This is a genomic window from Nostocoides sp. HKS02 (genome assembly GCF_009707485.1).
Taxonomy (GTDB): Bacteria; Actinomycetota; Actinomycetes; order Actinomycetales; family Dermatophilaceae; genus Pedococcus.
On the sequence record NZ_CP046121.1, the window covers coordinates 2178875 to 2193579 of the forward strand.

Sequence of the window (14705 nt, forward strand, 5' to 3'; positions counted from 1 at the left end):
GGGTCCTTCCACGGGCCTGTCTGTGAAACTGATGGTTCGAAACCGAAGTCGCGACCACCGACGGCCAGCGGCCTCGCCTGGAACCGGCCGAAATCCGTGCCTGAGGGCACGACGAAGGGCGGAGGTCTCAGAGGGGGTCGACGACAGAGGGCAGCGCAAAGGAAGAGCATACACGCAGAAGGGCAGGGTCGTCCAACCGTGTCCAACGGGCTCGCGCCGTGGCTGTCTACGGGGGTCAGGTCCGGGGCCGCAAGCCTCGGGTGAGTTCGACGCAGACGAGAATGACGCCCTGCGAGCCCCGCGTCAAGGTGCCCCGCCCGCGTGGCGCCATCCCGAGGTGGGTCCGGCCCGGCGGCAGGCGAGGCGGCCGACGAGCTAGAAGGCCTCGACCTTGCTGATCAACCAGCGGTCGCCCACCTTGGACATGGTGGCGATCACGCGGTTCTGGTCGACTGCGGGGGTCGTCTGGTCCGCACCCACCCGCGCCTGGTTGACGAAGGCGAGGACCCGCACGGTCGTCGGCGTCGAGCTCATCACACCCACGTCGGAGACCTTGGCCTGCACCACGGTCTGGTTCTTCACCGCCAGGGGCTTGATGTCCTTGTCCATGGCCGAGGTGAACTCGGCCTTGAACGGGCCGGTCAGCAGGGTCTCGATCTGGGCGGCCTGGGCGTCGATCGTCTTGTAGTTGTAGCTGAGCATCTGCTCCACGGACGCCTGGGCAGCACTGGCCGCAGCGCGGTCGGCGCGCGCCTGCTCACCGGGGTCGCGCAGGCTGATCCCCAGCAGCACCCCGAGCACGGCGAGGCTGGCCACCAGGGCCGCGACCGGGGCGATCCAGCGGCGCCGGCCGACGGCGTCGGGCGAGGCGGAAGCAGCGGCCGCGCCGTCACCGGACCGGGCGAACAGGCCTGCGGCTCCCCTGGCGATCCCCGCCGCGCGCGCGGCCAGAGAGGCCCGCGTTGCGGTGGGGGGCGCGGTGGGGGGCGCGGTGGGCGGCGCCGTGGGGGGCGCGGTGGAGGTAGCGGTGGGACGCGTGCGGGCCCGCTCCCCCGCGACGGGGCGCCGAGGACGGTTAGCCGACGAACTCAAGGTTCTCCACCTTCCACGCCTCGCCGACCAGGCGCAGCTGCAGCCGCATCCGGTAGGTCTTGGTCTCCCCCGTTGGGCACGGCAGTGTTCTTCGTCGGCGCGACCACGCCGACCAGCACGACCGCGGAGTCCCGGTCGCCCGAGACCAGCGCCGCCTCGGTGCGACCCACGGTCGACACGGTCTGGTTGGTGACCAGGACCTTCTTGAGGTCCGCGACCGAGGTCGTGTAGCTCTTCAGGAAGTCGCCGGTGGCTCCGGCCCTGACGCGGGCGATGTCCTCGTCGACCTTGGTGTAGTCCACCGTGACGAAGTTGATCGCGAGCTGCTTGGCGGCGGCCAGGGCCGCCGAGTTGGCCTGCTCGGTCTGCCGCGCGGCATACCACTCCCGGCCGCGGGTGGCACCCAGGGCGAGGGAAGCCACGAGGGCGAGCGCGACCAGCACCCACAGCAGCCTCGGGGTGATCCGTAGGGCGACCGTGGGGCGCCCCGACCCCGATGGGGCTGGTGGGGCCGGTGGGTTCTGGGGGGACTCTGCGGCATCGGTAGCCACGGGGGTATGCGCCATGCCTTCCTGTGCCTTCACCGCCCGCCCGGCGTGGGTGGTGGTCGTGCTCATCGAGCAGCCTCCTTCATGATCCACAGCCACGAGGAGTCGCTACCCGCACCTCCCGAGGGAGGCAAGGGGACCGACACCTGCGGCGTTGTCATGCCCAACGAAGCTGCCATGCCCGGGGATACGGGCTGGTCACCGAAAGCCAGGGGCATCGTGGCGTTGGGGCTGCCAGAGGGGCCCGGGGCGTTCTGCGCGCCTCGCACACTACTCGCCGAGCCGCGAGGCAGGGTGCACCGCGCGGCCGTGTTGGTCCTGGCCGGGCTGGTGTCCTGGGGGTTGCGCTTGACCGTGCCGCCATAGCCCTGGGTGCAGACCGGCGGGCTCTGGGCCATGGCGAGCCCGAAGTGCGCCGAGCCGTCGTTCGGGACGACGGTGTACCCGCCGGCCACGACGTCGGGGTAGGTCACCAACAGCTGCTGGATCCCGTCGACCCGGGAGGTCGTGACCTGACCGATGGTGATGAGGTTCGCGACCAGGGCCGCCAGGTTGCCCTGGTTGTCGCGGATCAGGGCCTGCAGCTCCTGGGAGGCCACAGCGCCGCGGTCGAGGATCAGCCGCAGGTCGGGGTCGGAGGTCTTGAGCGTGGCGGTGAGGTCGGCGAAGTTCGTCGCGAACGTCTTGACCTGCCCGGACGTGGCGCGCTGGGTGTCGAGCACGATCCGGCCGTCGTCGATGAGCTTGATGGTCTGCGGGAGCGCCTCGGTGGCGGACTTGGTCAGGGCATCGCCGCTGTCGAGCAGGCGCTGCAGGTCGCCGCCACCGTCGCCGAAGGCGAGTCCCAGCTCGTCGACCACCGTCTGCAGGTCGCCGTGGTCGACCGAGTTCACGGTCTGGTCGAGGTGGAGCAGCAGGGTGTCGACCCGCAGCGGGTAGGCCGTGTCCTGGCGCGGGATCGTGTCGCCGTCCTTGAGGTCCGGCCCGCCGGCACCGCGCGGCTGGAAGTCGAGGTACTGCTCGCCGACGGCCGAGCGGTTCTCCACGACGACCTTCGTGTCCTTGGGGATCTGGGTGCCGCGCTCGAGCTTGGCGTCGACGATGACGCCGTCCTTGGACAGGCGCAGCCCGTCGACGCGCCCGACGGTGACCCCGCGGTAGGTCACCTCGGAGCCGACGAAGACCCCGCCGGACTGGGCGAAGTCCGCGCTGACGTGGATCTGGCCACCGGCGAAGCGGTCGTAGAGGCCGACGTACTTGGCCGACAGCACCGACACGGTGAGCAGCGTGATCAGGAGGAAGACGCCCAACTGGACCTTCACGGAGCGGCGGATCATGCGTCACCTCCGTAGAGCGAGCGCCACGAGCCATCTGAGGACCCCGAGCCGGACTGGGGCTGCGGGGCTCCCAGCGGGCAGATCGGCAGGCCACAGCTGCCGGTGGTCGAGCTCGGCACCGGCACGCCGGGCAGCGACGGGGGCGCCGGAACCGACGGCAACCCCGGGACGGGCAGGCTCGGCAGGCCGCCGGTCGGCAGGCCGCCACCACTCGGCGGGCTGGTCGGCCCTCCGAGGCTGCCGACCAGCGCCTTCGGGTCGCGTAGGTCGAGCTGGAGGTTCGCCGTCATGTTGGTGTAGTCGCCCTTCATCGCGCCGAGCGTGCCGTCGGAGAAGGGGTAGGTCAGCAGCAGCTGCATGGACTTGGGGAGGTTGTCGCCGGCGGCGGTCAGCTCGCCGAGGATCGGCTTGAGCGCCGCGAGGTTGGCGGCGGTGTCAGCCTTGCTCTGCACGATCACGTGGGTGCCGACCGACCCGAGTCGGCTCAGGGCCTGGAGCATCGCGACCAGCTGGTGGCGCTGGTCGGCGAGGACCTTGAGGCCCCCGGGCATGGCCTCGATGGCCCTGGCCAGGTCGTCCTTCTGCGCCGCGAGCTTCGCGGACAGCTTGTCGATGTTGTCGATCGCCCGGACGATCTCGCTCTTCTGCTTGTCGAGCCCGCTCACGAACGTGTCGAGCTGCTTGATGACGTCGCGGATCTGCGGCTCGTTGCCGTGCATCGCGTTGTTGAGCTCGGTCTCGATGATCTTGAGCTGGGCCACCCCACCCCCGTTGAGGAGCAGCGACATCGCCGACAGGACTTCCTCGACCTCGGGGTTGCGTCCGGTGTGCTCGATCGGGATGTTGTCGCCGTCGGCGAGCTGACCCTGCGGAGCGCTGGCCGGCGGTGGCGAGAGCTCGATGTACTTCTCACCCAACAGGGATGTCTGCTTGATGTCGGCGATCGCGTTGTCGGGCAGCTTCACGCTCCGGGGCAACCGCATGGTGACCCTGGCGGTCCAGCCGTTGAGCTCGATGCTCTCCACCGAACCGACCGTCACCTGGTCGACCTTGACCGCGGACTGCGGCACCAGGTCGAGGACGTCGGCGAACTCGGCCGTGACGCGGATGATGTCCCCCCGCTGGGCCGCCCCGCCGGGCAACGGGAGGTCGAACGCGCCCTGACACCCGCTCGTGGCGAGCAGGGCCGCCACCGCGGCCAGCCCAGCCACGAGCCGGCCGGCCCGCGGCATCCGGCCAGTCCGGTCAGTCACGGCACTCACTGGGCCACCTTCAGCAATCCGCCCAAGGTCGGATCCGCGCCGCGCATCTGCACGGTCGTGGTGCCGTCGGGCTGGGTCGAGGACGCGTCGCCCTGGGGCACCGCGGAGAGCAGGTTGACGGGCAGCTTCACGCCGCCGCCCTGGAGCTGGCCCAGGAGGTCGGTGACCGGCTTGAGCGCACCGTCGACGGTCTTGCACAGGGACGACGGCTGCCCGCTGGCAACGATGAGGTTGCACAGCATGGTCTTGGTCTGGAGGTTCTCGTTGACGTTCGACCGGGTGTCGAGCGTGCCCGTCTTGGGGTTGTACGCGTTCTGCAGGTTGCTCAGCGCGACCGGGGCGTTGGTCAGCGCCTCGGCGAGCGCGTCGCGCTGCTTGGCGACGGTGCCGGTGACGCTGGCGAGCTGGTGCAGGTTGGTCGTCAGCCCAGCGCGGTTGTCGTGGACGAAGGACGAGACCTCGCTGAGCGCGATCGCCAGGTTCTTCAGCGCCGCGGCCAGGTCCCCGCGCTCACCGTCGAGCTGGACCGAGACGTTGGCCAGGTCGGAGTTGAGGCGACGGACCTGCGTGTCGTTGGTCGCGAGCATGCTCGTGAAGACCTGGAGGTTCTTGACCGTGCCGAACAAGTCGTTGCGGCCGCCCGAGAGGGTCTGCAGGGCGAGCGACAGGTTGTGGTTGGTGTCGTGGAGGTTCTGGCCCTGGCCCGCGAGGTTCTTCGCGCCCGTGTGGAGCAGGTCCTGGAAGGCACCGTTCTTGTTGGCTCCGGTCGGACCCAGCGCGACGAGGAGCTGGTCGAGGCTCTGCGAGATCCGGTCCAGCTCGACCGGGACCGCCGTGTGGTCGAGCCCGATCCGGGCACCCGACTTCATCACCGGTCCCGCGGTGTATGCCGGGAGCAGCTGGATGTAGCGGTCGCTCACCAGCGAGGGAGCCACCACGGCCGCCTTGGCGTCGGCCGGCACGCGGTACTTCGAGTCGTACTCGAACTTCACCTCGACCCGGTCGCCCATCGGGGTGACCGAGCTGACGGTGCCGACATGGACGCCGAGGATCCGGACGTCGGAGCCGGGATAGAGCCCGACCGCGCGGGTGAACTCACCGGTGACCTGGATCGTCTCGTGGCGCGGCCAGAACGCATAGGCGCCCGCGACCAGCGCGACGACGACCAGGGCTGCGACGAGCTTCGGGATCAGCCCGAGGCGCGGCATCCGGGGCAGGTTGGGAAGGCGGGCCATCATCGTCCTCCCAGCTGGGCGGGCGTCGTGAGGTTCTGGATGTAGGAGTCGAACCAGCGGCCGTTGCCGAGCACGTTCGCGAAGAGCCTGGTGAACGGCCCCATGGCCACGATCGTGTCGTTGAGGTCCTGTTCGTGCTTCTGCAACACCGCGAGCACCTTGGTGAGCTGGTCGAGGGCGGGCTTGAGCTGGGCCCGGTTGTCGCGCACCAGACCCGTGATCTGCAGGGCCATGGCCGAGGTGTTCGTGAAGAGCGTGTGGATGGCGTCCCGGCGGGCATTCAGCTCGACCATGAGCAGGTCGGCGTCCTTGATGATCGACTCGATGGCCTTGTTGCGCTGCGCGATGGTGCCCGAGACGCTTGTTGGCCGAGGCGAGGAGGTGCTTGAGCTCGGCGTCGCGCGAGGCGATGGTCCCCGACAGGCGGGTCAGCCCGTTGAGGGCGGCCTTGACGTAGGGCGGGCTGTCCTTGAACGTGGTGGCCAACGTGGTCAGGGACTTGGCCAGCTCGTCGGTGTTGATGTCCTCGGTCGTCGTGGTCAGGTCGCTGAAGGCGTTGACGATGTCGTAGGACGACACGGTCCGGTCGAGCGGGATCTCCGAGTCCGCCGGGAGCTGGCCCGAGCCGCCGGGCTCCAGGGCGAGGTACTTCGCCCCGAGCAGGGTCTTCATGCGGATCGAGGCGCCCGTGTCGGTGCCGAACTTGACGGGCTCGGTCACCTTGAAGGCGACCTGCACGTGGCTCCCGTCGAGGTCGACGCTCTCGACCTTGCCGACCTTGACACCAGCGATCCTGACGTCGTCACCCGCGAGCAGGCCACCGGCCTCGGTGAAGGCGGCGCGGTACTGGCTGCCCCCACCGATCAGCGGGAGGTTGGAGATGTTGAACGACAGCACCAGGATCAGCGCGATGACGAGCAGGCCGGCCGCACCGATCGGCACCGGGTTGCGCTCGCGGAACGGGGTACTCACTTGCACCTCGCTGCGGTCGGTCCGCCGGGCTTGCCCAGCTGGATGGCGGGACCAGCGGGCACCTGGATCGTGCCGCTGAAGTCACACATGTAGAAGTTGAACCACGAGCCGTAGGTCGCCGTCCGGGTGATCTGGTCGATCTTGCCCGGAGAGGTCGCCAGGAACTTCTCGAAGGTCGCGGTGTTGGACGGCTTGTTCAGGGTGGTGGTCAAGGCCCTCAGGTTCGCGATATCGGACTGGATGCTCGGCCGGGTGAGCTTGAGCAGGTCGGCCGTCTGGGCGGTCAGCGAGTTGATGTTCGTCAACGAGGCCCCGATGGTCTGGCGGTCGGCGGCGAGGCCGGAGACGAAGCGCTGCAGCTGGTCGATGAGCTGCTTGAACGCCGCGTCGTGGGCGTCGACGGTGCCCAGCACCGTGTTGAGGTTGGTGATCGTGCGCCCGATGACGGCGTCGCGGTCGGCAAGGGTCGACGTGAGCGAGGCGGTGGTGGCCAGCAGCGAGTTGATGTTGCCGCCCTCGCCCTGCAGCACGCTGATGATCTCGCCCGAGAGCTCGTTGACGTCCTTGGGAGACAAGGCGGCGAACAGGGGTTTGAACCCGTTGAACAGCACCGTGAGGTCGAGGGCCGACTGCGTGTGGTCGAGCCCGATGGTGGCGCCGTCCCGCAGCGGCGTGGCACTGCCGACCTCCTGGGTGAGGGCGATGTAGCGCTCACCGACAAGGTTGCGGTACTTGATTGTCGCCTTGGTGCCCTGGGTCAGGACGCTGGTCTTGAGCACCGCGAACTGCACGTCGGCGTGAACCCGGTCGGCGGCGACCTTGATGCCCGTCACCTCACCGACCCGCACGCCCGCGATGCGGACCTCCTGGCCGGTTGCGAGTCCGGTGACATCGGTGAAGACGGCGTTGTACGTCGCCTTGTCGCCGAACTGGATGTTGGCGATCGTGGCCGCGAGGGTGCCGGTCGCGAGCAGCGTGGCCGCCACGAAGACCAGGAACCTCACCAGGCTGGACCGGGTGCTCATTGCTGGCTCACCACCGTTCCACGCAGCATCGGCCCGGCGAGCAGGGTCGTGATCGCCGACGGGCGCGACGTGCCGTCGGTGGACAGCAGCGCGGCGACGAGTGCTTGCTCCTGCTCGGTGCCGGCGAGGCCGGCATCCGCCTGGGGTATGCCGAGCCCGGACTGCCCGGCGAACATCGACGGCAGGGCGCTGCCCGCGCCGGACGACGCGGCGTTGGTGCCGTCGTTGAAGTGGTTGGCCGGCCGCGGGTTCTGCTGGCTGCCGTAGTGGTTGGGCAGGCCGTAACAGGTCGGCCCTCGCGAGTCGCCCCAGCGCGGCTCCTCGCCCGGGTGGTAGCCGGGTCGCTGCGGCGAGGTCTCGATGGTCAGGTGGAACGTGTCGCCCCGCCACGCGTTGTCGATCCTCGGGATCCAGTTCGTCAGGGCAGCAGCCAGGCAGGGGTACTCCGGGGAGTACTTCGCGAACACCGCCACCGTCGGGCGCTGCACCCGACCCACCTGGATGATCCGCTCACCATTGGCATCCAAGAAGTCCGCCGTCGTGTTCGCAAAACCCGCCGTCCCCGCCAAGAACCCCGCCAGCGCATCCTTACGCTGCACGATCGTCGTATTCGTCGTGATCAAGTTCGTCGCCGCCCGCACCAACGCCGGCGCCGCCACCGCATACGTCGACGCCAGATCCGCCAACCCCGAGATATCCGCCTGGATCACCGGCATCTTCGGGTTCAACGCCTTGAAATACGAGTCAACCAACACCAGGTTCTGACCCAGCCGGGTCCCGCGACCATCCAACGCCGACGCCAACGCATTCAACGTCGCCGCCAGTTTCTCCGGCCGCACCGTGCGCAACAACGGCAACAGGTCCGCAAACACCTTCTCCAGCTCGATCGCCACCGACGTCCGATCCTGACCGATCGTCGCCCCCGCCACGATGTGCCCCACCCCAGCACGACCCGCCTCCGGCGACACCAGATCCACGAACCGCTCACCGAACAACGTCTTCGGCAACAACCGCGCCGTCACATCCGCCGGGATCAGGCCCACCATCTCCGGCTGCAGGGCGAGCTCGAGCCTGGCGCCGTTGCCGGTCGTCTGGATCGAGCGCACCTCACCGACGATCAACCCCCGCAGCTTGACGTCGGAGGAGGTCTGCAGCTGCGACCCGACGCGGTCGGTGAGCAGGTTGACCATCACGACATCGGTGAACCTCTTCTGGAACATCGCGACCGACAGCCCCAGGAGCAGCGCGACGACAGCGATGAACCCCACGCCATAGGCGTGGTTGCCGAACCGAGACATGAAGCCGGTACTTCCCTGTGCCATCGACTATCCCGCGATCCGCACGGTGGTGGTCGCGCCCCAGACAGCGAGCGAGAAGAAGAAGTCGACGATGTTGATGGCCACGATCGAGGTGCGCACGGCCTTGCCGACCGCGACGCCCACGCCAGCGGGGCCACCCGAGGCGTTGTAGCCGTAGTAGCAGTGGATCAGGATGATCACGACCGCGAAGACCATCACCTTGAGGAAGGAGTAGAGCACGTCGATCGGGGGCAGGAAGAGGTGGAAGTAGTGGTCATAGGTGCCCGCTGACTGACCGAAGTAGTGCACGACGATGAACCGCGTCGCGCCGTAGGACGACAGCAGGCCGAGGACGTACAGCGGCACGACGGCGACGAACCCGGCGATCATCCGGGTGGTCACGAGGAAGGGCAGGGAGGGGACGCCCATGACCTCGAGCGCGTCGACCTCCTCGGAGATCCGCATGGCGCCCAGCTGGGCGGTGAAGCCACACCCCACCGTCGCGGCGAGCGCCAGACCAGCCACGAGGGGCGCGATCTCACGGGTGTTGAGGTACGCCGAGACGAAGCCCGTGAAGGCGCCGGTGCCGAGCTGGTTGAGCGAGGAGTACCCCTGCAGGCCGACCTGGCTGCCGGTGAAGAAGGCGAGGAAGGCGATGACGCCGACCGTGCCCCCGATGACCGAGAGCGCGCCTGAGCCGAGGGAGACCTCCGCGAGCAGGCGGATGACCTCCTTCTTGTAGCGACGGACGGTCCGACCGCTCCACGCCAGCGACCGCACATAGAAGCGCATCTGCTCACCGAGGCTGTCCAACGCCTCGACGGGACGACCTGCGAGGTCCAGAACCTTGCTCATCGGCGCACCTCTTCAGATCTTCTGCGGGACGACTTGGAAGTACACGGCGCTGGCGACGAAGTTCACGACGAACAGGAACATGAAGGTGATGACCACACTCTGGTTCACGGCGTCGCCGACTCCCTTGGGGCCGCCTCCGGCGGTCAGGCCCTTGTATGCCGCGACGACCGCCGCGATGAAGCCGAAGATCAGGGCCTTGATCTCACTGGTCCACAGGTCGGCCAGCTGGGCCAGCGCCGTGAACGAGGCGATGTACGCGCCGGGCGTGCCGCCCTGGATGATCACGTTGAAGAAGTAGCCGCCGGCCACGCCCACGACGGACACCAGCCCGTTGAGCAGGACGGCGACCACCATGGCGGCGAGCACCCGCGGCACCACGAGGCGCTGGATCGGGCTGATGCCGAGCACCTCCATGGCGTCGATCTCCTCGCGGATCTTGCGCGAGCCCAGGTCGGCACAGATCGCCGAGCCACCGGCGCCCGCGATGAGCAGCGCGGTGACGATCGGTGAGGCTTCGCGGATCACCGCCAGCACCGAGGCAGCACCGGTGAACGACTGGGCGCCGAGCTGACGGGTGAGGGTGCCGAGCTGGAGCGCGATGACCGCGCCGAACGGGATGGACACCAGGGCCGTCGGCACGATGGTGACCGAGGCGATGAACCAGCACTGCTGGATGAACTCCTTGGTCTGGAACGGCCGACGGGGCATCGCGCGCATGGTGTCGATCACCATGGCGAACAGCGACCCACTCTGGCGCAGGGCTCCGACGGCAGGGTTCTTCACGACACGGCCTCGCTGACCGGGCCATCGCTCGGCGTGCCGACGCTCGGCATGCCGGCGCTGTGCGACTGGAACGACCCGGGGGGCGGCGTGATGCCGTTCGCGCGGCACCACTCCCCCGCCGGACGCTCACCGCGGCGAGGAGTGCCGTCGCTGGTGCCGAGCTGGAGCGGGATGGGTGGCAGCGGCGGCAGCTCCTGGCCGATCTCGGACGCGAGCTCGTCGGCGTCCTTCTCCTCGGACATGCCGATCGGCCCGATGGTCTGGGCGTTGAGGAACTGGCGCACCACCGGCTCCTCGGAGCTCAGCAGCATCTCGCGCGGTCCGAACATGGCCAGGTGCCGGTGGTAGAGCAGGCCGATGTTGTCAGGCACGGTGCGGGTCGAGTTGATGTCGTGGGTGACGATGAGGAACGTCGCGTCGATCTGGGCGTTGAGGTCGATGAAGAGCTGGTTGATGTACGACGTGCGAACCGGGTCCAGACCCGAGTCGGGCTCGTCGATGAGCAGGATCTCGGGGTCGAGCACGAGGGCCCGGGCCAGGCCGGCGCGTTTGCGCATACCGCCGGAGATCTCGCCGGGCAGCTTGCTCTCGGCGCCGCTGAGGCCGACCAGCTCCATCTTCTCGAGCACGATCTTGCGGATGTCGGACTCGGACTTCTTGGTGTGCTCGCGCAGCGGGAACGCGACGTTGTCGTAGAGGTTCATCGAGCCGAACAGGGCGCCGTCCTGGAAGAGCACCCCGAACAGCTTGCGCACCTCGTAGAGGTCGTGCTCGCGCAGCTGGGTCAGGTCGCGGTCCTGGATCCAGATGGCGCCGGCGTCGGGCTTGAGGAGCCCGACCAGGGTCTTGAGGAACACGGACTTGCCCGTGCCCGAGGGGCCGAGCATCACCGAGATCTCACCGGCGGGGAGGGTGAGCGAGACGTCGTTCCAGATGACCTGCGACCCGAACCGCTTGGTCAGGCCTTCGACCTTGATCTCAACGCCCACTGCTCACCTCGTCGTGAAAAATTGCGTGCCCGCGAGGGCCCCGGCTCGTATGGGTCAACGACCGAGTGGACCCGAGGTTACGGGCCGGTAGGCCCTAGGGCACCCCTTGGCGCGCACGAATATGCCGTCGGCATACGCCAAAGCGGGCCCGACCGTGAGGTCGGACCCGCTTCGAGCAGTGCGTCGCTTCCCGAGGGAAGCTCAGATCACTTGAGGGTGACGGTGGCCCCGGCGCCCTCGAGGGCCTCCTTGGCCTTCTCCGCGGCAGCCTTGTCGACCTTCTCGAGGACGGGCTTGGGGGCGCCGTCCACGAGGTCCTTGGCTTCCTTCAGGCCGAGGGAGGTCAGCGCGCGGACCTCCTTGATGACCTGGATCTTCTTGTCGCCAGCGGCCTCGAGGACGACGTCGAACTCGTCCTGCTCCTCGACGGCAGCGGTCTCGCCGCCGGCGGGGGCGCCGGCCGCGGCCACGGCCACGGGGGCGGCGGCGGTGACGTTGAAGGTGTCCTCGAACTGCTTCACGAACTCAGAGAGCTCGATGAGGGTCATTTCCTTGAAGGCCTCAAGGAGCTCGTCGGTGGAGAGCTTCGCCATGATGGGCGTCCTTTCGTTTCGTACTTCGTGTATGCCGTGAGTGGCGGTTTGGTGGGTGAGCTGACCTCGCCGGGTTGCCCAGGAGGGATCAGCTCGCGTCGCCACCCTCGGCGACGTCTGCAGCGACCTCGGGTGCCGTGTCGGCAGCCTCGGCAGCGGGGGTCTCCTCGGCAGCCTCGGCGACGGGGGGCAGCGGCAGCGCCACCCTCGGCCTCGACCTTGGCACGCAGCGCCTCGACGACCCGAGCGGTCTGCGACAACGGTGCGGCGAAGAGGTAGACAGCCTGGCTGAGCGACGCCTGGAGGGCACCGGCCAGCTTGGCCAGGAGAACCTCGCGGGACTCGAGGTCCGCGAGCTTGGTGATTTCCTCGGGGGTGAGGGCCTTGCCGTCGAGGACGCCGCCCTTGATCACGAGGAGGGGGTTCGCCTTGGCGAAGTCACGCAGGCCCTTGGCAGCCTCGACCGGGTCGCCATCGACGAAGGCGATGGCGGACGGGCCGACGAGCTGGCCCTCGAAAGCCGTGACTCCGGCCTCCTTGGCGGCAAGCTCGGTGAGCGTGTTCTTCACGACGGCGAAGGTGGCGTTCCCGCGCAGCGAGTTGCGGAGCGTGGTGATCTGCTTCACCGAAAGCCCGCGGTACTCGGTCAGCACGGCCGCACCGGAGTTGCGGAACTTGTCCGACAGCTCGGCGATGGCGGCAGCCTTGTCAGCCTTGGCCATGGGGCCTCCCTTCCGTGTGTGGTGATGGACCACCGGGCAGTGAAGGCGCCACATGAGAAAAGCCCCGGCGCAGGGCACGGGGCACGCAGCCCGAACAGGTCGGGGTGCGGTTGTCGCGGCCTGCGCTGGCGCCCACCTCAGGTGGACCTTCGGTCTCGTGTTCACCAGAGTGGGCACGCGACAACCAAGCGGTCTGTGGTCAGGGTCAAGAGTACGGCGCTGCTCGCCGATCGGCCAAATCGGTCAGCTGGCGGGGAGCTGGAACGCGCCGACCTGGTCAGCCGGGGGCGCCTGGACGCTGACCGGCTTGCCCCAGTCGGCGAAGGTGACGACGACGGTCTGGCCCTGGGCGTCGACCTTCATCGCGGTCGGGCGGTCCTGGGCGTCGAGGGTGTACCGAGCCTTGACGGGGCCGACCGAGGGCGTCGCGGTCTGGCCGCTCGTCTGACCGCTCGCGCCGGTCAGCTTGGACGGGTCGATGGTGACGTCGTACACGGTCGCGTCCGCAGACGAGCTCACCACCGTGGCCGTGGTGCCCTCGAGCGCCTTCGCGAGCTGGCGCGGATCACCCATCTGACCGGTGAGACCGGCGAACATCGTGCTGAACGGGTCGGTCGCCTTGGGGTCGATCTTGACCCACGGCTTCGTCGAGCCGGGGATGCCCTTCATGTAGATGATGCCGCCCTTGGAGACGATCTCCATGGGCTGACCTTGGACGGTCATCGCCATCTGCTGCTCCATGACACCGGACTTGATGGCGAAGGCGCCGGAGACCTGGCCGGTAGCGCCGAGGTCGACCGTCAGGGTGCCAGACCCCGCCTTGAGCATCGCCGCGGTCATCCGGGTGGCCAAGGCGGCGCCGTCGACGGTGTCGCCGGCCTTGAGAGCGCCTCCCGCGGCGGAGGACGACGCGCCGGCCGCCATGCTCGACGTGGTACTGCTCGACGTGGCGGTGCCCGAGGAGCCGCAGGCGCCCAGGGCGAGCGCCCCGGAGATGGCAACAGAGAGGGCAACGGCGGCCAACGAGCTGGTCTTCACGACGGTTCTCCCCCAACTGGCGCAGGCGGCGAGGTGGTCCGCCGCATACCTCCAGACTAGCCCGACCACAGGAAATGACGGTGGGCCCGTCGGCACCGAAGTGCCGACGGGCCCACCGTGGTGGTGGCGGGACCGATCAGGCCTCGGTGTCCTCGACCAGGAGGTTGCGGGTGCGGTTGTAGTCCAGCGGGATGCCAGGGCCCATCGTCGTGGTCATGGTGGCCTTCTGGATGTAGCGACCCTTGGACGCCGACGGCTTCAGCCGCAGGATCTCGTCGAGCGCGGCGCCGTAGTTCTCCACGAGGGCCTTCTCGTCGAAGGACGTCTTGCCGACGATGAAGTGGAGGTTGCCGTGCTTGTCGACCCGGAACTCGATCTTGCCGCCCTTGATGTCGGTCACGGCCTTGGCCGTGTCCATCGTGACCGTGCCGGTCTTCGGGTTGGGCATGAGGCCACGCGGGCCGAGGACCTTGCCGAGGCGACCGACCTTGCCCATCATGTCGGGGGTCGCGACGACCGAGTCGAAGTCGAGCCAGCCGCCAGCGACCTTCTCGAGGAGGTCGTCAGAGCCGACGAAGTCGGCGCCGGCCTCGCGGGCGGCCTCTGCCTTGTCACCGTTGGCGAAGACGAGCACGCGGGCCGTCTTGCCGGTGCCGTGCGGCAGGTTCACGGTGCCGCGGACCATCTGGTCGGCCTTGCGGGGGTCGACACCGAGTCGCATGGCGACCTCGACGGTGGCGTCGTACTTCGTGGGAGAGGTCTCCTTGGCGAGGCGGACCGCCTCGAGGGGTGCGTACGCCTTCGCCGGGTCGATCTTCTCGCTGGCGGCGCGGTAAGCCTTGCTGCGCTTCATTGCTGCTCCTGTGCTTGGTGTTTCGGTGGAGTTGTGGTCGGTACGGACCAGCGCGGTCCTGCCACGTGCCCCGGTATGCCGCGTGGGCGGCATACCGGGCTTG

At 68.7% G+C, this 14705-nt stretch carries 13 protein-coding genes and 1 pseudogene; all 14 read right to left on the reverse strand.

Going from position 1 to position 14705, the window contains the following annotated elements; translation table 11 throughout:
• Window positions 1–375: 375 nt before the first annotated feature.
• On the reverse strand, window positions 376–1092 hold the full coding sequence (locus GKE56_RS10425; RefSeq protein WP_154684487.1) for a hypothetical protein: 717 nt from the start codon (window positions 1090–1092) through the stop codon (window positions 376–378).
• Entirely contained in the window at window positions 1089–1709 is a 621-nt protein-coding gene (locus tag GKE56_RS10430; protein ID WP_154684488.1) for a hypothetical protein, read from the reverse strand. Before GKE56_RS10430 ends, GKE56_RS10425 begins: the two co-directional genes overlap by 4 nt.
• Window positions 1706–2977, reverse strand: coding sequence for an MCE family protein (locus tag GKE56_RS10435; RefSeq protein ID WP_154684489.1), 1272 nt, complete (start codon window positions 2975–2977; stop codon window positions 1706–1708). The genes GKE56_RS10430 and GKE56_RS10435 overlap by 4 nt, the downstream gene beginning before the upstream one ends.
• Window positions 2974–4239, reverse strand: coding sequence for an MCE family protein (locus GKE56_RS10440; protein WP_230208898.1), 1266 nt, complete (start codon window positions 4237–4239; stop codon window positions 2974–2976). The genes GKE56_RS10435 and GKE56_RS10440 overlap by 4 nt, the downstream gene beginning before the upstream one ends.
• Window positions 4236–6446, reverse strand: a complete 2211-nt coding sequence (locus GKE56_RS17490; RefSeq protein WP_230208899.1) for an MCE family protein — start codon at window positions 6444–6446, stop codon at window positions 4236–4238. The genes GKE56_RS10440 and GKE56_RS17490 overlap by 4 nt, the downstream gene beginning before the upstream one ends.
• Window positions 6443–7471, reverse strand: coding sequence for an MCE family protein (locus GKE56_RS10455; RefSeq protein WP_154684491.1), 1029 nt, complete (start codon window positions 7469–7471; stop codon window positions 6443–6445). The genes GKE56_RS17490 and GKE56_RS10455 overlap by 4 nt, the downstream gene beginning before the upstream one ends.
• Complete coding sequence (locus GKE56_RS10460) at window positions 7468–8793, reverse strand: MCE family protein (protein ID WP_154684492.1); 1326 nt, start codon at window positions 8791–8793, stop codon at window positions 7468–7470. Before GKE56_RS10460 ends, GKE56_RS10455 begins: the two co-directional genes overlap by 4 nt.
• A 3-nt stretch (window positions 8794–8796) precedes the next feature.
• Entirely contained in the window at window positions 8797–9624 is an 828-nt protein-coding gene (locus tag GKE56_RS10465; RefSeq protein WP_154684493.1) for an ABC transporter permease, read from the reverse strand.
• 12 nt (window positions 9625–9636) lie between these two features.
• Window positions 9637–10356 (reverse strand): ABC transporter permease, encoded by a 720-nt coding sequence (locus GKE56_RS10470; RefSeq protein ID WP_154685736.1) that lies wholly within the window; start codon window positions 10354–10356, stop codon window positions 9637–9639.
• A gap of 47 nt (window positions 10357–10403) precedes the next feature.
• The gene (locus GKE56_RS10475) at window positions 10404–11396 is read right to left on the reverse strand and encodes an ABC transporter ATP-binding protein (RefSeq protein ID WP_154684494.1); all 993 of its coding nucleotides are present in this window, start codon (window positions 11394–11396) and stop codon (window positions 10404–10406) included.
• A 206-nt stretch (window positions 11397–11602) separates the two neighbouring features.
• Window positions 11603–11989: a 50S ribosomal protein L7/L12 gene (gene rplL, locus GKE56_RS10480; RefSeq protein WP_154684495.1), complete on the reverse strand. Its 387-nt coding sequence runs from the start codon at window positions 11987–11989 to the stop codon at window positions 11603–11605.
• A gap of 88 nt (window positions 11990–12077) precedes the next feature.
• A pseudogene (gene rplJ, locus GKE56_RS10485) lies at window positions 12078–12711 on the reverse strand (50S ribosomal protein L10).
• A 243-nt stretch (window positions 12712–12954) separates the two neighbouring features.
• Window positions 12955–13749, reverse strand: a complete 795-nt coding sequence (locus GKE56_RS10490) for a hypothetical protein (protein WP_154684496.1) — start codon at window positions 13747–13749, stop codon at window positions 12955–12957.
• A gap of 136 nt (window positions 13750–13885) precedes the next feature.
• Entirely contained in the window at window positions 13886–14602 is a 717-nt protein-coding gene (rplA, locus tag GKE56_RS10495; protein WP_154684497.1) for a 50S ribosomal protein L1, read from the reverse strand.
• Window positions 14603–14705: the final 103 nt, after the last annotated feature.

Excerpts from the sequence above, each read along its gene's own strand:
- GKE56_RS10430 (WP_154684488.1), bottom strand. The coding sequence starts at position 1,709 with ATGAGCACGACCACCACCCACGCCGGGCGGGCGGTGAAGGCACAGGAA.
- GKE56_RS10435 (WP_154684489.1), bottom strand. The coding sequence starts at position 2,977 with ATGATCCGCCGCTCCGTGAAGGTCCAGTTGGGCGTCTTCCTCCTGATC.
- GKE56_RS10455 (WP_154684491.1), bottom strand. The coding sequence starts at position 7,471 with ATGAGCACCCGGTCCAGCCTGGTGAGGTTCCTGGTCTTCGTGGCGGCC.
- GKE56_RS10460 (WP_154684492.1), bottom strand. The coding sequence starts at position 8,793 with ATGGCACAGGGAAGTACCGGCTTCATGTCTCGGTTCGGCAACCACGCC.
- GKE56_RS10465 (WP_154684493.1), bottom strand. The coding sequence starts at position 9,624 with ATGAGCAAGGTTCTGGACCTCGCAGGTCGTCCCGTCGAGGCGTTGGAC.
- GKE56_RS10470 (WP_154685736.1), bottom strand. The coding sequence starts at position 10,356 with ATGGTGATCGACACCATGCGCGCGATGCCCCGTCGGCCGTTCCAGACC.
- rplL (WP_154684495.1), bottom strand. The coding sequence starts at position 11,989 with ATGGCGAAGCTCTCCACCGACGAGCTCCTTGAGGCCTTCAAGGAAATG.
- rplA (WP_154684497.1), bottom strand. The coding sequence starts at position 14,602 with ATGAAGCGCAGCAAGGCTTACCGCGCCGCCAGCGAGAAGATCGACCCG.